This window comes from Massilia niastensis DSM 21313, assembly GCF_000382345.1.
Taxonomy (GTDB): Bacteria; Pseudomonadota; Gammaproteobacteria; order Burkholderiales; family Burkholderiaceae_D; genus Telluria; species Telluria niastensis.
Genome location: NZ_KB908125.1, coordinates 25,739 through 43,461, shown reverse-complemented (window position 1 = coordinate 43,461; position 17,723 = coordinate 25,739). Strand labels below are relative to the sequence as shown.

The following is a 17,723-nucleotide window of genomic DNA, read 5'->3' as shown; positions in this document are numbered from 1 at the left end:
CGACTTGGCGCCGTACATCTCGACGTTGTCGACGGTGACGTTGCTGCCGGCGATGACCCAGGTGCCCTTGCTCTGCGAGCTCTTGTTGTTGGCGTTGATCTTCGGACGGCCGCCGACGCCGCGGATGGTGATGTTGCTGTCGTAGATGGTGCATGCGTCGCCGGTATAGGTGCCGGCAGCGATTTCGATCACGTCGCCCGCGTTCGCTTTAGCAATGGCCTGGCATGGAGTGGCATAGGTCTTGCCCGTACCGACGCTGAGGGTGACGGCCGAGGCCGGCACGGCGATGACAGCGGAGAGGACGAGAGCGGAACGCAGTGCGGTGGTGAAAGTGTTCTGACGCATGTTTAACCCTTTTTTATAATCGAAATAAATATATCCGAGGACATTTCCTCAGTCACATTTCCGAGGTTAAAGCATGCAGGCGCGTAAGTAAGTAACCAATTGTAACAATCGATCTTTGACAGAAGATGTCTTCAGATGGCTTATAGATACATGACGATCACTATTTTTAGTAACAATGAGACAAAAAAATCGCCTTAAAGTAGCTGATAAATTGTGACCGCATGAAGAGAGAATGGCCGCGATTTGTGAATTCATTAAAAAGAACAGCCGGGAATTCGTGAATTTTAGAAAAATAAGAGGCGGGAATCCTTGAGTTGGGGAACAAATGAATCAGGCGAGAAAATACCGTAGGAAAAAAGTGTGAACTCAGCAGTTCCACCGCGGCATTAGCCCATCAACGGACTCTCAACAGTCGGAAATTGCCGGGATAACTGGTGCGTTAAAGAGACACATTTAAATATTGGAAGATCGTTTCTATGCTGGGAAGAAACGAATTCCTGCAATGGGGGAGTTGGAGGCTAGCCAAGCAACTGATATGCCGTGTTCATCATGGCTCACTAACCAATACGGACAGGCAAATAAAAAGCTGGGCCCTGTGCGAAGCAGGACCCAGCCATATACTTGAGCGAATCATGTGAGGGGGCCGTGTGCCGCCCCTCCGCGGTTACTGAAAAACTTCTTACTTCCCGTCCTGCATCTTTTCGCCGGCGCGCTCCAGTGCGCGGCCGGTTGCATCGGTGGCCTTGTCCGCACCCTCGCGCACTTCGGCTGCGGCCTCGCGCGATTCCTGGCGTACTTCGGCGCCGGCTTCACGCATCTTCTCGCCGGTACGTTCGGCTGCCTGCTCGACGTTCTGGCCGGCGCGCTCGGCCGCCTGCTCGGTGGCCGCTGCGGCTTCACGGGTTTCCTGGCGTACTTCGGCGCCGGCGTTGTCGACCGCCTTGCCGGCTTCCTGCGCCGGACCCATCGATGGATCATCCGCCTTCTTGCAACCGGTCGCCATCACTGCCACGGCCAGCATGACGGCCGAAATAGTTGTCATTTTCATCATATACTCCTTCAAAGGGTTATCGTCCGCTTACACGTTCAGCAAGTCATGAGCCTACGATACTGCTGTGTGCCACAACCGGACCGTGCGGCGCCGCACCAATGGCGCTCTTTTTTGGAAGAAATCCTCGGATTTCGGCAGCCCCGGTCATGGAAACTGTTGCTACACTTCACTTACCAATAACCACATGGAGACCCAATGATGCGACACCTGATGCGAATGAGCCTGCTAGCCGCCGTGCTCGCGACGCCGGGCGCGTGGGCGCAAACCGCCTCGCCCACCGGCCTGTGGAAGACGATCGACGACGAGACCGGCAAACCGAAAGCCCTCGTGCGCGTGACCGAGGATCAGGGCGTTCTCAGTGGCAAGATCGAAAAACTGTTCCGTGCGGCGGACCAGGACCAGAATCCGAAGTGCACGGCCTGCGAAGGCCAGCGCAAGGACCAGCCCCTCATCGGCATGACCATCCTGTCCGGTCTCAAGAAAGACGGCAGTGAATATACCGGCGGCGAGATCCTCGATCCGGCCAAGGGCAAGACCTACAAGAGCAAGGCCGCGCTGAAGGATGGCGGCAGCAAGCTCGAAGTGCGCGGCTATATCGGCGCCCCGATGTTCGGCCGCTCCCAGACCTGGGTGCGCGAACCGTAAGGTTTTTCCGGCAGGCGGCCGCGCGCTCGCCTGCCCTCTTCCGATGTCACTGAACCAGGCCTACCTCTACCTTGCCCTCGCCATCGTGTCCGAAGTCATCGGCACCACCGCGCTGAAAGCCTCCGACAGCTTCACCCGTCCCCTGCCCAGCCTCGTCACCGTCGGCTGCTACGCGCTGTCCTTCTACCTGCTGAGCTTCAGCCTGCGCGTGCTGCCCACCGGGATCGCCTACGCGATCTGGTCGGGCGTGGGCATCATCCTGATCTCGCTGGTCAGCTGGGCCGTCTACAAGCAGGCCCTGGACTTCGCCGCGATCGCCGGCCTGGCGCTGATCGTCGCCGGGGTGGCCGTCATCAACCTGTTCTCGAAGAGCGTCGGACACTGAGCGTTCGGCCGCGCGTGCTCGTCCACCAGCCGGGTACGCGGTATGCTATCGTCCATATCAGCCAAACCCTCACGCCAGCACGCATGGATCCCGACCTCCTCACGCATACCGGACGCCCCGTCTTCCGTGGACGGGCGCTGCGCATGCTGCGTCTGCTGAGCCTGGCCGCCGGCGTATTCGGCATCCTGCTCCCCGCCGCCCTGCTGGCCTCGACGGCGCACGGCATTCCCGACCAGGCCGAGCCCTATGTTGCGCTGGTCGGGCTGGCGCTGGCTTCCGGCGGCTTCTTCCTGGTCGCCATGGCCGGCCACCGCATGCGCCGCTCGCCGGTGCTGCGCTCGTTCACGGCCACCATGCTGATGGCCCCGTTCGGCGCCAGCGCGGTCGTCATCTGGCACGGCGGGAACATCATGATGGTCTGCATCTGCTCCTTCCTGCTGGTCCTGACGATCCTGCTCTACCTGAGCTTCATCTACCCGCTGATGCATGCGCCGGCGCCGCGCAAGGGGCCGCCCAAGCGCACCCGCGGCCAGCGCCGCTACAGCCAGCCGGCGTCGCGCGCCGTCCGGTAGGCCTCGACGCGGTTGCCCGCACCCAGCTTGCTGATCGCTTCCGACAGATAGTTACGCACCGTCCCTTCCGACAGGTGCACCTGGCGCGCGATGTCGGCGCTGCTGCGTCCTTCTCCCGCCAGCCGCAGCACCTGGCGCTCGCGCTCCGTGAGCGGATCGGCGCCGCCGCTCCAGCTTTCCAGCGCCAGCTCGGGCGCGATCGCGCGCCCTCCCGCATGCACGCAGCGGATCGACTCGGCCAGCGCGTCGACCGGCGCATCCTTGAGCAGGTAGCCGCGCACGCCGGCTTCGAGGGCGCGGCGCAGGTAGCCGCTGCGCCCGAAGGTCGTCACCACGATCAGCCTGGCGCCCAGGCGGCGCTCCTTCAGCTGCAGCGCCAGCTCCAGGCCGGTCATGTGCGGCATCTCGATATCGGTCAGCACGATGTCGGGCGCCAGGCGTGCGCACAGTTCCAGCGCGTCGCGGCCGTTGGCGGCGCCGGCCACCACCTCGAAATCGGGTTCGAGCCTGAGCAGCGCGCTCAAGGCGCCCAGCACCAGGGCCTGGTCTTCGGCGATCAGGATGCGGATCATGGGGCGACTCCGGTGGGCACGCGCAGTTCGAGTTCCAGGCCCGACTGCACGTTCAGGGCCAGCCGTCCGCCCACCGCCGCGGCCCGCTCGCGCATGCCGGCCAGGCCGTTGCCCTGGGTGAGGCCGGCGGGATGGCGCAACTGGCCGTCGTCGGCCACCCGCAGCACCGCGTGGCCTCCCTCGAGCGCCAGCGACAGGGTGCAGCGGCGCGCGCCCGCATGGCGCACGATGTTGGTCACGGCTTCGCGCAGCGCCAGCGCCACCACGTGTTCGGCGTTCGGCGCCAGCGGGAAGCGCTCGACCCGCTCCTGCAGCGCGACGTCGGCCGCGGCCAGGCTGGAACGCGCGCTGGCCAGCGCCTGCGCCAGCCCGCTCTGGCGGTAGCCGGTGACGGCGGCGCGCACCTCGGCCAGCGCCTCGCGCGCGCTGGTCTCGATGTCGGCGATCTCGCGCGCGCAGGCTTCGGCGTCGCGCCCGGCCAGCTTGCGCGCCAGCTCGGCCTTGAGGGCGATCAGGGACAGCGAGTGGCCCAGCAGGTCGTGCATGTCGCGCGAGATGCGTTCGCGCTCGGCGATGCGCGCCATGTGTTCGACTTCTTCCTGCTTGCGCAGGACCGCCGCGTTCGAGCGCCGTACGCGGCGGTCCATGACGCAAGAGATGCCGACCGGCAGGCCGGCCGTCACCAGGGGCAGCAGGAAAATCGTGCGCATGTCGGGAATCAGCAGCGACACCAGCAGGCCGGCGCCGACCACCGCCAGCGCCGCCAGCACGGCGCGCTTCGGCGTGGCGAACTGGGCGCACATCGCGCAGGCGAAGATGAAGAAGGTGGCCGCGCCCACATTGTGCGGCGCCCACAGCGTTCCGATCAGGCAGCTGGCGACGATGCAGGCGCCGGCCTGCCAGCCGCGCGCCCAGAAGCTGGCGAAGTACAGCGGCAGGAACACCAGCACCGTCAGCGCCAGCATGGCGATTTCCAGCGGCGATGGCGTGACGTACGCGTACTTCCACAGCAGGTAGGCCAGGCTCACCACCCACAGGTAGGGCAGCTTGCCCAGTTCGGGCGGAATCCAGGGCCATGCCAGCGCGCGCCTGATCTTGTCCATCGGGTGTCCCCTGCGGTTCTTATTATTCAGCGCTCGAGCAGCCGGACGTCGGCGATCTCGAAGCGGTAGTCGCCGGCCTGCGGACCGGCATAGAATCCTATCATGGTCACCGCGGCCGGATCGATGCCGGCGAAGGCGCTGAAGGGCACCGTGACCTCGGTCCATTCCGGGCCTGCCTGGAATGGCGCACTGCCCGGAATCGCGACGCCCTGCGACATCATCATGACGCGGTAGGCGCGGCCGTCGCCGCGCACCTTGAAGCGCACCAGCTTCGCCGCGCTCAGGTCGGCCGGCTGCATCGGCTGCGCCCCCGTCATGAAGGCCGCGCCGGCCCAGGCGTAGGACAGTCCGGACATGATGCGGCCCGAGATCGCCAGCGGCACCTGGCCGTCGGCCAGCGCCGGCTGCGCGGCCAGGCTGGTGGTGGAATGGCCGCCCGCGATCGCATCGGTCGAGGGCATCCAGCCGGCCCCGAACGGGCTGCCCAGCTTCGCCTCGCTGAACAGGCTGACGCGGCCATCCGGCGGCAGCGCCTGGGGCACGCCGCCGGCGGCCTGCTGCGCCACCTTCTTGCGGCGCGCCTCGCGCAGGCCGTTCGCGCTCTCGCCATCCTTCCAGACCTCCACGATGCGGCGCGTGGCCGTGATGTCGGCCAGCGGATTGCCGTCCACCAGCAGCAGGTCGGCCTTGCAGCCCTTCTCGACGCAGCCGCGGCGGCCGAGGCGGAAGGCGGCGGCCGGCACGCTGGTGGCGGCGGCCAGCGCTTCGCCCGGCGTCAGGCCCGCTTCGACCAGGGCCGCCAGTTCGCGGTGCATGCTGATGCCGTACTGGGTGCCGGAATTGCCGGCGTCGCTGCCGGCCAGCAGCCGCACGCCGGCGCGGCGCAAGGCGGCGGTGACGGCTTTCGGCGCCTCCAGCAGGACCGGTGTCGGCTGGGCGCCGAAGCGCGCCTTGAAGTGCGCCTGCCCTTCGCGGTCGAGCAAGGCGGCGAGGCCCGGCTCGGCCAGCAGGTCGTCGCCGCGCGTGCCGGCCATGCTTTCGAGGACGGTGAAGGTCGGGATCACGAAGGCGCCCCTGTCCTTCGCCAGGCGCGCCAGGCTGTCGGCCCGCTCCCTGCCAGGCGCCGCGCCGGGGAACAGGTGCACCAGGCCGTCCGCGCCCGCCTCCAGCATGGCGCGCGCGTCCGCTTCGGTGCTCACGTGCGCCACCGCCAGCTTGCCGCGCCGGTGGGCGGCGGCGATCACCGCCTTCGCGGTCGCCAGGTCGAGGGTGTGCATGGCCGGCATGCCGTGTCCGCCCGCCTCCATCACCAGCTTGATGAAGTCCGAGCCTTCGGCGATGCGCGCATCGACGAAGGCCTGCGCATCCTCGGGCCGGGACAGGGTCGGGATCGTCACGCCGAACTGGGTGCCGTGGCCGCCCGGCGCGGTGACCAGGATCCCGGCCGAGAACAGGTCGGCGCGGTGCGCATTGCGGCCGGCCTGCATGGCGCCCTTCATCTCCTGCATCAGCGGCACGGCGCTGAACATGTCGACCTGGGTGGTCACGCCGAACAGCAGCGGCAGGTCGTGGTCGCGGAAGGCATGGGTGTGCGCATCGATCAGTCCCGGCAGCAGGGTGCGCCCGGCGCCCTCGACCACGCGCGCGCCCCGGGGCGGCTGGCCGCGGTAGTCGGCGTCGACGATGAGGCCGCCGTCGAACAGCACCGTGCGGCGCTCGTGGGCGCTGGCGCCGTCGAACAGGCGGACATCCTTGATCAGGGTGGGGGCGGCCGCGGCGGCGCCGCTCAGGGCCAGGGCGGCGGCGGCCAGGACGGATTTCAGGACGGTGGCAGGCATGGGTTCCTCGCATCGGTTGAGTGGAACCAGTATGCGGAAACGCCGGGCGCGGCGACAGAAGCGCTTGCCATCAGGCAGGCATGACAATTGTCAGGAGAGCGCAAGGCGCGCGCTGCCGACTTCTATGAATTTAATAAAAAGTCAACAAATTCAAGCAAAGTCGTAGTGCACAAACGACATTTTCAGGACATCTCGATATTGACCTTATGTTATCGTCCGCTGATCCCGAACCGGCTTCACGCTCGCTTGGCTCGACCGTGCACGCCGTCACGCTTTTCCTCCCCAGCAAGGAGTTGTCAATGATTTTCCTGCGTCTGTTGTGCCTGATGGCCGGCGTCGTCGTCCTGGTTGCCCCGCCGGTCATGCTGTTCCCGACCGGCGCCAGCATGCCCAATGTCTTCAAGGCGGCCGCCGTCCTCTGCGGCCTGCTGCTTGCCTCGTCCGGCTTCTTCCTGGTCGGCATGGCCGGCCACCGCATGCGCCGCTCGCCGCGGCTGCGTTCGCTGGCGGCCGTGCTGCTGGCGGTGCCCTTCGCCGCCAGCGTGGCGATGTTCTGGCGCAGCGGTTCGCCCACCCTGCTCTCGATGTGCAGCATGCTGCTGTGCTTTACGGCGCTGCTCTACCTGAGCTTCATCTATCCGGTCCTGCGCGCGCCAGGCTACCGTCCGCCGCGTGGCGACGAAATGCCCGAGCCGCAGCTGAATCCCTTGCCGCCTGGATAAGACTTAGAGCGCCTAACGCTCTTAGGCCAGCGGCAGGTTATCCCACAGGTCGCCCGTCGGGCTGATGCGCGGCGCGGCGACCCCGAAGTGCTGGTAGGCGAGCGGCGTGGCGATGCGGCCGCGCGGGGTGCGCTGCAGGTAGCCCTGCTGGATCAGGTAGGGTTCGAGCACGTCCTCGATGGTGTCGGCGGCCTCGCCGATCGCCGCCGCCAAGTTGCCGATGCCCACTGGGCCGCCGGAAAATTTAAACAGCACCGCTTCCAGCAGCTTGCGGTCCATCACGTCGAAGCCGACGGTGTCGACGTCGAGCATCTTCAGTGCGCGGTCGGCCATGTCCTTGGTGATGTCGCCATTGCCCTTCACTTCCGCATAGTCGCGCACGCGGCGCAGCAGGCGGTTGGCGATACGCGGCGTGCCGCGTGCGCGCTTGGCCACTTCGCGCGCGCCCTCTTCGTTGATCGGGGCTTCGAGCAGCGCGGCGCTGCGCGCCACGATCTTGGTCAGCTCTTCGACGTTGTAGAACTCCAGGCGCGCGACGATGCCGAAACGGTCGCGCAGCGGATTGGTCAGCATGCCGGCGCGGGTGGTCGCGCCCACCAGGGTGAAGGGCTGCAGGTCGAGCTTGACCGAGCGCGCGGCCGGGCCTTCGCCGATCATGATGTCGATCTGGTAGTCCTCGAGCGCCGGATACAGGATCTCCTCGACCACCGGCGACAGGCGATGGATCTCGTCGATGAACAGGACGTCGTTCGCCTCGAGGTTGGTGAGCAGCGCCGCCAGGTCGCCCGGGCGTTCCAGCACCGGACCCGACGTCTGGCGCAGGTTCACGCCCATCTCGCGCGCGATGATGTGCGCGAGCGTGGTCTTGCCCAGGCCCGGCGGGCCGAACAGCAGGGTGTGGTCGAGCGCTTCGCGCCGCTTGCGCGCCGCGTGGATGAAGATTTCCAGCTGGTCGCGGATCTTTTCCTGACCGACATATTCCTCCAGGTGCTTCGGACGCAGGGCGCGCTCGATCGCCTCCTCGTTCGGCGAGGCGGGCGCGGCGTCGATGATGCGCTGTTCGGTGAAATTATCGGTCTGGATACTCATTGCTCAACCCCGGGTGCGATTACCCTTTTGACAGCGCCTTCAGCGCAAACTTGATGCCATCGGAAACGCTGGCGCCGGCCGGCATGTTCTTGGTCGCGGCCAGCGCTTCCTTGTCAGAATACCCCAAAGCCACCAGGGCATTGAGCACGTCGGTCTGGGCGTCGTCGCGGACCACCCCGGCCACCGTGCCGAGGTCGGCCCCCACCTTGCCCTTCAGTTCGAGCAGCAGGCGCTCGGCGGTCTTCTTGCCGATGCCGGGCACCTTCACCAGGCGACCGGTTTCCTGCAGGGTGACGGCCTGCGACAGTTCGGCCACCGACATGCCCGACAGGATCGCCAGCGCGATGCGCGCGCCGATGCCGGTGATCTTGATCAGCTGGCGGAACAGCGCGCGTTCGCTGGCGGAGCCGAAGCCGAACAGCAGGTGGGCATCCTCACGCACCGTCAGGTGGGTGAACAGCACCACCTTTTCGCCGGTATGCGGCAGGTTGTAGAAGGTGCTCATCGGCACGTCGACTTCATAGCCGACGCCATTGCAATCCACCAGCACTTGCGGCGGCGTCTTGTCGAGCAGGATTCCGGAGATTCGACCGATCATCTGAGTTTCCTATTTATTATTCGTCCTAGACCAGACGGCTGCGTTTCATGCGCAGTCCCTGCACGCCCGGCGCGGCGGCGCCGATCAGCGCCAGCGCGTCATGGCTGTGGGCATGGCAGATCGCCACGCCGAGGGCGTCGGCGGCGTCGCTGCCGGGCAGGCCCGGCAGCTTGAGCAGGCGCGCCACCATGTCCTGCACCTGGGCCTTGGCGGCCTTGCCGGTGCCGACCACGGCCTGCTTGACCTGCACCGCGGTGTACTCGGCCACGTCGAGATCGGCCCCGACCAGGGCCGTGATCGCCGCCCCGCGCGCCTGTCCCAGCAGCAGGGTCGATTGCGGATTGACGTTGACGAAGACTTTTTCGATGGCCGCGCAGGTGGGGCCGTAGGTGGCGACGACTTCGCTGACGCCGTCCAGGATCACCTTCAGGCGCGGCGGCAGCGCCCCCTCCAGCCCCGTCTTGATGGTGCCGGAAGCGATGTAGCGCAGCTTCGCGCCGTGTTTTTCAATGACGCCGAACCCCGTCGTGCGCAGGCCCGGGTCGATGCCGAGAATAATCATTATCGAATGTTATACCGGCTGGGAGTGTTCGTGGGAAAAATACTGTGGAAAAACACAGGTGTGGGGTAGGCGGCGCTGCCGCTCACGCGTTCAACGAATGGTAAAACATCCGTTTCGTGAACATACGCCGCCGGTTGAACGCGTGGGCGGGAAACCCGCCCACCCTACAATCATCAATGACGGAAGTGACGGGTGCCGGTGTACAGCATCACCACGCCGCGCTCGTCGGCGGCGTCGATCACTTCCTGGTCGCGCATCGAGCCGCCCGGGTGGATCACGCAGGTCGCGCCGGCGTCGACCACCACGTCCAGGCCATCGCGGAACGGGAAGAAGGCATCCGAGGCCACGGCCGAACCGGCCAGCGACAGGCCGGCGTTCTGGGCCTTGATCGAGGCGATGCGGGCCGAGTCGATACGGCTCATCTGGCCGGCGCCGACGCCCAGGGTCATGCCGTTACCGCAGAACACGATGGCGTTCGACTTGACGAACTTGGCCACGCGCCAGGCGAACATCATGTCCTGCAGCTGCTGCTGGGTCGGCTGCTTTTTGGTGACCACGCGCAGTTCGTCCAGGCCGACGTTCTTCGCGTCCGGCGACTGCACCAGCACGCCGCCGCCGACGCGCTTCACGTCGTACGGGTTCTGGTCGGCGCCCAGCGGGATCTCGAGCAGGCGCACGTTCTGCTTGGCCGCCATGATCTGGCGCGCTTCCGCGGTGAACACAGGCGCGATCAGGACTTCGACGAACAGTTTGCTCAGCGCTTCGGCCGCCTTGCCGTCGACCTCGACGTTGAAGGCGATGATGCCGCCAAAGGCCGAGGTCGGGTCGGTCTGCAGGGCGCGCGAGTAGGCGTCGAGCGCATCCACGCCGATCGCCACGCCGCACGGGTTGGCGTGCTTGACGATCACGCAGCCGGCCGGCTGGCCCAGGCCGCCCAGCGACTTGACGCATTCCCAGGCCGCGTCGGCGTCGGCGATGTTGTTGTACGACAGTTCCTTGCCCTGCAGCTGGCGGTAGCTGGCCAGTGCGCCGTCGACGGCGGACAGGTCGCGGTAGAAGGCGGCGCCCTGGTGCGGGTTCTCGCCGTAGCGCATGTCCTGGACTTTCTCGAAGCTCATGTTCAGGGTCTGCGGATAGCTGGAACGGGTCGCGTGCGCGCGGTCTTCGCCCAGGCTGGTCAGGTAGTTGGTGATCGCGCCGTCGTATTGGGCGGTGTGGGCGAACACTTTCTTGGCCAGGCGGAACTTGGTCTCGTAGCTGACCGGGCTGCTGCCCTCGCCGCCGGCGCCCTTCATTTCAGCCAGCACCACGCCGTAGTCGGCCGGATCGACGATCACGACCACGTCGCGGTGGTTCTTGGCCGCCGAGCGCAGCATGGTCGGGCCGCCGATGTCGATGTTCTCGATCGCATCTTCCAGCGAGCATTCCTGCTTGGCGACGGTCTGCTGGAACGGGTACAGGTTGACCACGACCATGTCGATCTGCGGAATGCCGTGTTCGTCGAGCTTGGCGACGTGTTCCGGCAGGTCGCGGCGCGCCAGGATGCCGCCGTGTACCTTCGGGTGCAGGGTCTTGACCCGGCCGTCGAGCATTTCCGGGAAACCGGTGTAGTCGGCGACTTCGGTCACCGGCAGGCCGTTCTCCTGCAGCAGCTTGGCGGTGCCTCCGGTGGACAGCAGGTTGACGCCGAGCGCGCTGAGCGCGCGTGCGAAGTCGAGCACGCCGGTTTTATCGGAGACGGAAATCAGAGCTTGTTTGATCATGGTGTGGCCTGTTGTTGAAAATTCTTGCGTCCGGGCGCGCGGACCCGGTTTGGCCACGCCAGGACGCGCGGCCACCTACCCGCGCTCTTAGAGCAGCCCGTGCTCCTGCAGTTTCTTTCGCAAAGTATTCCGGTTGATACCCAGCATCTGGGCCGCGTGCGACTGGTTGCCGTCGGCGCGCGACATCACGACTTCGAGGACCGGTTTTTCGACGGTCAGCACCATCATGTCGTAGATGTTGGTCGGCTTCTGCTCGCCCAGATCGTTGAAATAGTCCTCGAGGCTCTTCTGGACGACTTCCTGGATACTTTCTTTGCTCATGTCTTCTGCTGCTTCATCCTGGTTAATGATTGCTCCGCTTGCGCGCAGCTGTCTCCGAATACTTTTTATTTTTGTAAAACTAAGCCGCGATCGCTTCATGGGCAGGACGCGCGGGGCGGTATTGTAACCGCTCCCCGTACCTGTGCTGCGATTTGAAAAATTCGTCGACCGCCGCCAGCTGCTCGGCCGTCGATTCGAGCAGGTTCATGCTCTGGCGGAACGCTTCTCCGCCCGGCAAGTCCTGTACATACCAGCCGATGTGCTTGCGCGCGGTGCGCACGCCGACGTATTCGCCATAGAAGGCGTAATGGGCCGGCAGGTGTTCGTTCATCAGTTCGCGCACCTCGTCCACTTCCGGGGCCGGAAGGTGGATGCCGGTGCGCAGGTAGTGGTCGATCTCGCGGCAGATCCAGGGACGGCCCTGGGCTGCGCGGCCGACCATGATCGCGTCCGCGCCCGTATAGTCGAGCACGAACTTCGCCTTTTCGGGGGTGGTGATGTCGCCGTTGGCGACCACCGGGATGCCGGCCGCGGCCTTGACGGCGCGGATGGTGTCGTATTCGGCGTCGCCCTTGTAGCCGTCGGCGCGGGTGCGGCCGTGCAGGGTCAGCATGGCGATGCCGGCCTGCTCGGCCAGGCGCGCGATGCGCAGCGCGTTTTTATTCTCGCGATCCCAGCCGGTGCGGAACTTCAGGGTCACCGGCACGTCGACCGCTTCCACGACCGCGTGCAGGATGCGCTCGACCAGGTCTTCGTGCTGCAGCAGGGCCGAACCGCACCAGCTGTTGCAGACCTTCTTGACCGGGCAGCCCATGTTGATGTCGATGATCTGGGCGCCACGCTCGACGTTGAACTTCGCGCAATCGGCCAGGTCCTTGGGATCGGCGCCCGCGATCTGGACCGCCTTCGGCTCCATCTCGCCGGCGTGGTCGGTGCGGCGCGAGGTTTTCTCGCTGGCCCACAGGCGCGGGTTGGACGCGGCCATCTCGGACACCGCATAGCCGGCGCCAAGCTGCTTGCACAGCTGACGGAACGGGCGATCCGTGACCCCGGCCATGGGGGCGACGAAGACGTTGTTACGCAGTAAATGAGGACCAATTTGCACAGCAGAAAGTCACGGAAGTTTCTCGGGAACCTGGCATTTTACCCCAAGCGCTGCTCAAATTATCGGCACAATTTTGTTGAGTTGTTGCGCGTGTGATATTGGCAGGGTGAAAAAAAGGGAGTTCGCAGGGGCCTGGAGGGATGGTTTGGGTCGTTTCTGGTAGGTAACGCTAACAATCCGCGACGCACCTGGGCCCTTGCCTACCGAAGCCGTCATGGCAAATCATCCAGCGCCGCCAGCCGAAGGTGGTCCACCTCGCCCCAGCTCAGCAGCCGCAGCCCTTCCTTCTCGACCACGAAGCGGTTGATGCTCGCGTTATGCACCTTGAAGTCGCGCGGCGTTTCCAGCGGCAGGCCAAGCGCGGCGCGGTAGGCGCATTCGAGGACCCCGCCATGCGCCACCAGCGCCAGCGTCTTGCCTGGATGCAAGCGCGCATGCCCCATGACCGCCCCCATCACCCGTTCATAAAACTGGCGGAACGTCTCGCCCTGGTTGGTTCCGGGAGGCAGTTCCGCATATACATTGCGCGCTTGCCATTCAGCAAACTCGCGCGGAAAGCGCGCCGCGATCTCGCTGTACAGCAAGCCCTCGAAGCCGCCGTAGCAGCGCTCGCGCAGTGCAGGATCCAGCGCCATGCCCTGCCCGCTTCGCCCCTGGATCGCCGCGGCCGTCTGGCGCGCGCGCATCAGGTCGCTCGACACGACCAGGTCGATCCGTTCGCCGGCCAGCGCTTCGCCGAGCGCGGCCGCCTGGCGCTCGCCCTCGGCATTGAGGGCGATGTCGAGATGCCCCTGCAGGCGCCGTTCGGCGTTCCAGGCGGTTTCGCCGTGGCGGATCAGGAGTATCGTGGTGGCGCCCGCGGGCGCGCTGGATATTGTCGGCAACATGAGGTTCCGTACGCCCGAACCTCGGGGCGATGTTGTTAGTGTTGAATGTTGAAAAAGCTTACTTGAGCTGTGCGGCGGCGACCTCGGGGTTCAGCGAATACACGCCGAACAGCCGCGCCTCGTCCAGGATATGGCCCTGGATCGCCAGCCGCGCCTCGGAGCCGGTGAACCGGCCTTCCAGCGGCAGGCGCGGGATGTCGAGCGCATACAGCGTGAAGATATAGGCGTGCACCCGCTCGTCGTTCCAGGGCGGGCACGGCCCGTCGTAGCCGTAGAACTCGCCCGCCATGTCGGGATCGCTGGCGAACCACCCGGAATAGTCGTTCACGCCATGGCGCAGCTGGTGCTCGGTGCCGTTCTTGATCGTGAACGGCACCAGCGGCCCCGGCTTGCCGTGCGGCGTGACCATGTCCGAGAACATGCCCTCGGCCAGCGACTTCAGGCAGACCGGTATGTCGGCCAGCGCCCAATGGAAAAAGTCGACGCGCGGCAGCGAGGCCGGCACGGTCCGCCCTTCCCGGTTGACATTGCTTCCTTCGGAAGGCACGTCGGGGTCGTGCGCGATCAGCACCAGCGACTTGGCGCCGTCCGGCACGTCGTCCCAGGCGATATGCGGATTGCGGTTGCTCGACAGCTTGATGTGATTGTCCGGGTCGATGACCGCGAACGCGCACTCCGGCGGAATCTCCCCGCCGTCGGCAAATGAATCGCTCCAGATTCTCATACGTCCTCCCAGTCCCTGAACCTGTTGACCGGCGCCACGGGTTTCAGCGCGATGTCCCGACTGGATCAATCCGCAGCCAGAAGGTGACCGGACCGTCGTTGATGAGGGACACCTTCATGTCGGCGCCGAACTGGCCGGTTTCGACGATGCCATGACGCGCGCGCGCCTGTCGCACGACATGATCGAACAGGCGCCGGCCGTCTTCCGGCGCGGCGGCCGGCGAAAACGAGGGACGGGTGCCCGATTTCGTGTCGGCCGCCAGGGTGAACTGGGGCACCAGCAGCAGGCCGCCTTCGGTGTCGGCCACGCTGCGGTTCATCTTGCCGGCCTCGTTGGAAAACACGCGGTAGCCCAGCAGCTTGGTCAGCAGCGCCTCGGCCTCGCGCTCGGTGTCGCCCCGTTCGGCGCACACCAGCACCATCAGGCCGGGGCCGATCGCGCCGACGGTCCTGCCGTCGACCCGCACCGCGGCCTCGGCCACCCGTTGCAGCAGGCCGATCATGCGGACAGGGTCACGCGGGCGAACTTGCGTTTGCCAACCTGCAACACGAAGCTGCCGGCGCCGAGCTGCAGCGCCTTGTCGCTGATCACCTCGCCGTCGATGCGCACGCCGCCCTGGTCGACCATGCGCATCGCTTCCGAGGACGAGGCGCACAGGCCTGCCTGCCTGAGCAGTTGCGGCAGGCCCAGCGGCGCGCCCGACAGCGACACTTCCGGCACGTCGTCCGGGATGCCGCCCCTGGAGCGGTTGACGAAGTCGGCCAGCGCATCGTCGGCCGCCTGGGCCGAGTGGAAGCGCGCCACGATTTCCTTGCCCAGCGCCACTTTCGCATCGCGCGGGTTGGCGCCGCCCCGCACCTCGGCCTTCAGCTTTGCCAGCTCGTCGAGCGAACGGAAGGACAGCAGGTCGTAGTACTTCCACATCATCTCGTCCGAGATGCTCATCAGCTTGCCGAACATCGTGTTCGGCGCCTCGGTGATGCCGATGTAGTTGTTCTTCGACTTCGACATCTTCTCGATGCCGTCCAGGCCTTCCAGCAGCGGCATCGTCAAGATGCACTGTGGCTCTTGCCCATAGTCTTTTTGTAACTCTCGGCCAACCAAGAGGTTGAACTTCTGGTCGGTGCCCCCAAGTTCAAGGTCTGATTGCAAAGCGACCGAGTCGTAGCCCTGCATCAAAGGGTAAAGGAACTCATGCACCGCAATCGGTGTCCCACTCTTGTAACGCTTGGTGAAGTCATCGCGCTCCATCATGCGTGCCACAGTGTAACGGGAAGCAAGCTGGATCATGCCGCGTGCCCCCAGCGGATCGCACCATTCGGAGTTGTAGCGGATTTCGGTGCGCGATGCATCCAGCACCAGCGATGCCTGGCGGAAATAGGTCATCGCATTGGTTTCAATCTGCTCGCGCGTCAGCGGCGGACGGGTCGCATTACGGCCCGACGGATCACCGATCATCGAAGTGAAGTCGCCGATCAGGAAGATCACCTGGTGGCCGAGGTCTTGCAACTGGCGCAGTTTGTTCAGCACCACGGTGTGGCCGAGGTGCAGGTCGGGCGCGGTCGGATCCAGGCCGAGCTTGATGCGCAGCGGCTTGCCGCTCTGCTCCGAGCGCGCCAGCTTTTGTGCAAATTCGCTTTCGATCAGCAGTTCGTCGACGCCACGCTTTGCAATGGCGAGCGACTCGAGCACCTTGTCGGTCAACGGCAAAGGGGCGGACGGATTCACCGGGGCGCCGTTACCGGAGGATGCATTGGAAGTCATAACAGCTCTTATGTAGGAAATTATCTAAAACGGTTGTAGGACCAGATACTTTGATATAATGCTCGATCCGGTTTCCGTTACTGCAAGCAAACTTTGCAAAACGATAAGAAACAAGATCCCTGGAAGTTCAGCCGCAAATTTTAACTGATTGCATGAACCCTATACATAAAATCACTGGCAACCGCCTGCTCCAGCTGCTGCCGAAGACCCGCAAGGCGCGTATCGTCAGCGCCGGCGCCGTCTTCCTCAGCCTGTGCGCGTTTGGCGCCGTTGGCGTGGCTCCGATCGCAACGGACCCGGCCGACGTTCCTGTCAAGCAAGTCGCCCAGGCCCTGGAACTGCCGAACCTGGCAGACCAGATCGCAGCCCTCCAGCAAGACGAGCAGCAGTTCATCCACGAAGAGCGCATTCGCCGCGGCGACTCGCTCGGCTCCCTGTTCACCCGCCTTGGCGTCGACGACGCCGACGCCCAGAAGTTCGTCCGCACCGACAAACTCGCCCGCCGCCTGCTGTCCCTCAAGACCGGCAAGCGCATCCAGGCCGAGACCGACGAGAATGGCCTGCTGCTGTCGCTGCGCGCCACCGTCACCGAAGGCAAGGACGGCGATGCGAAGACCATCACCGTGGCGCGCAAGGGCGAGCAGTTCGTCGCCAACGAGGCACCGGCCAAGCTCGAGCGCCGCGTGGAGATGCGTTCTCGCGAAATCACCTCCTCGCTGTACTCGGCCACCGACTCCAACGTCGATGGCGGCAGCATTCCGGATTCGGTCGTCGGCGACATCATCGAGATGTTCTCGACCAACATCGACTTCCGTTCCGACCTCAAGCGCGGCGACCGCTTCAGCGTGGTGTACGAAACCTTCTGGCTCGATGGCGAACTGGTCAAGACCGGCCGCATCCTGGCCGGCGAGTTCGTCAACCGCGGCGTGAGCTACCAGTCGGTCTGGTACGAAGACCCGGCCACCAAGCAGGGCGGTTACTACACCCTGGACGGCAAGGCGCTGAAGAAGGCATTCCTGAAGTCGCCGCTCGAGTTCTCCCGCATCTCGTCGGGCTTCTCGATGCGCGTGCACCCGATCTCGGGCAAGTGGAAGGCGCACAAGGGCGTCGACTACGCGGCCGCGACCGGCACCCCGATCCGCGCCGCAGGCGACGGCACGGTCGACTTCTCGGGCAATGGCAATGGCTACGGCAACATGATCGTCCTCAAGCACTGGGCGAACTACAGCACCGCCTACGCCCACATGAGCCGCATCGCTCCGGGCATGCGCAAGGGCGCCAAGGTCAGCCAGGGCCAGGTGATCGGCTATGTCGGCTCGACCGGCTGGTCGACCGGCGCCCACCTGCACTACGAGTTCCGCGTCGGCGGCGAAGCCAAGGACCCGAACAAGTTCAAGTCGCTGGCCCAGCAACCGCTGAGCCCGGCAGAACTGACCCGCTTCCGCATGGCCGCTGCCGACATGAACCACCGCTTCTCGCTGCTGGCCCCGGGCGGCTCGGCGATGGCAGCACGCTAATCGTCGAACCGACGGACCTGAACGCCCTCCGCTGCATGCATGTGCGCGGAGGGCGTTTTGTTTTGGGGAAGCCGAACCGGTATGCTGGCGCCTGCGGCATCGGCGACCGAAGCTGCCCGCGCAGTGGCCATCCACGCGTCACACCACTATATAAATAGAG

At 65.3% G+C, this 17,723-nt stretch carries 19 protein-coding genes and 1 pseudogene; 5 read left to right on the top strand and 15 right to left on the bottom strand.

Annotated elements, in window-relative coordinates:
* Together H162_RS0123100 and H162_RS0123095 are read right to left on the bottom strand one after the other, a co-directional pair.
* A pseudogene (locus H162_RS0123100) lies at nt 1–345 on the bottom strand (hypothetical protein); the annotation flags it as partial.
* 679 nt (nt 346–1,024) lie between these two features.
* Nucleotides 1,025–1,387 (bottom strand): hypothetical protein, encoded by a 363-nt coding sequence (locus tag H162_RS0123095; RefSeq protein ID WP_229452211.1) that lies wholly within the window; start codon nt 1,385–1,387, stop codon nt 1,025–1,027.
* A gap of 207 nt (nt 1,388–1,594) precedes the next feature.
* Here H162_RS0123095 and H162_RS0123090 point away from each other — a divergent pair, with 207 nt between their 5' ends.
* From H162_RS0123090 to H162_RS0123080, 3 genes are all read left to right on the top strand, one after another.
* Complete coding sequence (locus H162_RS0123090; RefSeq protein ID WP_156885766.1) at nt 1,595–2,041, top strand: DUF2147 domain-containing protein; 447 nt, start codon at nt 1,595–1,597, stop codon at nt 2,039–2,041.
* A gap of 43 nt (nt 2,042–2,084) precedes the next feature.
* On the top strand, nt 2,085–2,426 hold the full coding sequence (locus H162_RS0123085) for a DMT family transporter (protein WP_020655861.1): 342 nt from the start codon (nt 2,085–2,087) through the stop codon (nt 2,424–2,426).
* An 83-nt stretch (nt 2,427–2,509) separates the two neighbouring features.
* On the top strand, nt 2,510–2,998 hold the full coding sequence (locus H162_RS0123080) for a hypothetical protein (RefSeq protein ID WP_020655860.1): 489 nt from the start codon (nt 2,510–2,512) through the stop codon (nt 2,996–2,998).
* Here H162_RS0123080 and H162_RS0123075 read toward each other — a convergent pair.
* Genes H162_RS0123075 through H162_RS0123065 form a run of 3 tightly spaced genes read right to left on the bottom strand, consistent with a single transcriptional unit; the run spans nt 2,965 to nt 6,511 of the window.
* Nucleotides 2,965–3,570: a response regulator transcription factor gene (locus H162_RS0123075; protein WP_020655859.1), complete on the bottom strand. Its 606-nt coding sequence runs from the start codon at nt 3,568–3,570 to the stop codon at nt 2,965–2,967. The two genes, H162_RS0123080 and H162_RS0123075, sit on opposite strands and share 34 nt — an antisense overlap.
* Nucleotides 3,567–4,673, bottom strand: coding sequence for a sensor histidine kinase (locus H162_RS0123070; protein ID WP_020655858.1), 1,107 nt, complete (start codon nt 4,671–4,673; stop codon nt 3,567–3,569). The genes H162_RS0123075 and H162_RS0123070 overlap by 4 nt, the downstream gene beginning before the upstream one ends.
* 26 nt (nt 4,674–4,699) lie before the next feature.
* Nucleotides 4,700–6,511: a CIA30 family protein gene (locus tag H162_RS0123065; protein ID WP_020655857.1), complete on the bottom strand. Its 1,812-nt coding sequence runs from the start codon at nt 6,509–6,511 to the stop codon at nt 4,700–4,702.
* Between the two features lie 299 nt (nt 6,512–6,810).
* On the opposite strand from H162_RS0123065, the gene H162_RS0123060 reads away from it, so the two are divergent.
* Nucleotides 6,811–7,233, top strand: a complete 423-nt coding sequence (locus H162_RS0123060) for a hypothetical protein (protein WP_020655856.1) — start codon at nt 6,811–6,813, stop codon at nt 7,231–7,233.
* Between the two features lie 21 nt (nt 7,234–7,254).
* Here the strand turns inward: H162_RS0123060 and ruvB are convergent, their stop codons facing one another.
* From ruvB to tyrS, 10 genes are all read right to left on the bottom strand, one after another.
* On the bottom strand, nt 7,255–8,322 hold the full coding sequence (ruvB, locus tag H162_RS0123055) for a Holliday junction branch migration DNA helicase RuvB (protein ID WP_020655855.1): 1,068 nt from the start codon (nt 8,320–8,322) through the stop codon (nt 7,255–7,257).
* A gap of 19 nt (nt 8,323–8,341) precedes the next feature.
* A complete protein-coding gene (gene ruvA / locus H162_RS0123050; protein ID WP_020655854.1) occupies nt 8,342–8,920 on the bottom strand; it encodes a Holliday junction branch migration protein RuvA in 579 nt (192 codons plus the stop codon).
* Between the two features lie 25 nt (nt 8,921–8,945).
* Entirely contained in the window at nt 8,946–9,482 is a 537-nt protein-coding gene (gene ruvC / locus H162_RS0123045) for a crossover junction endodeoxyribonuclease RuvC (protein WP_020655853.1), read from the bottom strand.
* A 173-nt stretch (nt 9,483–9,655) separates the two neighbouring features.
* Complete coding sequence (purH, locus tag H162_RS0123040) at nt 9,656–11,245, bottom strand: bifunctional phosphoribosylaminoimidazolecarboxamide formyltransferase/IMP cyclohydrolase (protein WP_020655852.1); 1,590 nt, start codon at nt 11,243–11,245, stop codon at nt 9,656–9,658.
* Nucleotides 11,246–11,332: 87 nt separating this feature from the next.
* Nucleotides 11,333–11,566, bottom strand: coding sequence for a helix-turn-helix domain-containing protein (locus H162_RS0123035; RefSeq protein ID WP_005667930.1), 234 nt, complete (start codon nt 11,564–11,566; stop codon nt 11,333–11,335).
* Nucleotides 11,567–11,645: 79 nt separating this feature from the next.
* The gene (gene dusB / locus H162_RS0123030; RefSeq protein WP_084677102.1) at nt 11,646–12,671 is read right to left on the bottom strand and encodes a tRNA dihydrouridine synthase DusB; all 1,026 of its coding nucleotides are present in this window, start codon (nt 12,669–12,671) and stop codon (nt 11,646–11,648) included.
* Between the two features lie 212 nt (nt 12,672–12,883).
* Nucleotides 12,884–13,558, bottom strand: a complete 675-nt coding sequence (locus H162_RS0123025) for a histidine phosphatase family protein (RefSeq protein WP_020655850.1) — start codon at nt 13,556–13,558, stop codon at nt 12,884–12,886.
* Nucleotides 13,559–13,616: 58 nt separating this feature from the next.
* Nucleotides 13,617–14,282, bottom strand: coding sequence for a YbhB/YbcL family Raf kinase inhibitor-like protein (locus tag H162_RS0123020; protein ID WP_020655849.1), 666 nt, complete (start codon nt 14,280–14,282; stop codon nt 13,617–13,619).
* A 43-nt stretch (nt 14,283–14,325) separates the two neighbouring features.
* Nucleotides 14,326–14,784 (bottom strand): D-aminoacyl-tRNA deacylase, encoded by a 459-nt coding sequence (gene dtd / locus H162_RS0123015; RefSeq protein ID WP_020655848.1) that lies wholly within the window; start codon nt 14,782–14,784, stop codon nt 14,326–14,328.
* Nucleotides 14,781–16,046: a tyrosine--tRNA ligase gene (gene tyrS / locus H162_RS0123010; RefSeq protein WP_026354973.1), complete on the bottom strand. Its 1,266-nt coding sequence runs from the start codon at nt 16,044–16,046 to the stop codon at nt 14,781–14,783. Before tyrS ends, dtd begins: the two co-directional genes overlap by 4 nt.
* Nucleotides 16,047–16,198: 152 nt before the next feature.
* Between tyrS and H162_RS0123005 the strand changes: the two genes are divergently transcribed.
* Entirely contained in the window at nt 16,199–17,563 is a 1,365-nt protein-coding gene (locus H162_RS0123005) for a M23 family metallopeptidase (protein WP_020655846.1), read from the top strand.
* Nucleotides 17,564–17,723 lie beyond the last annotated feature (160 nt).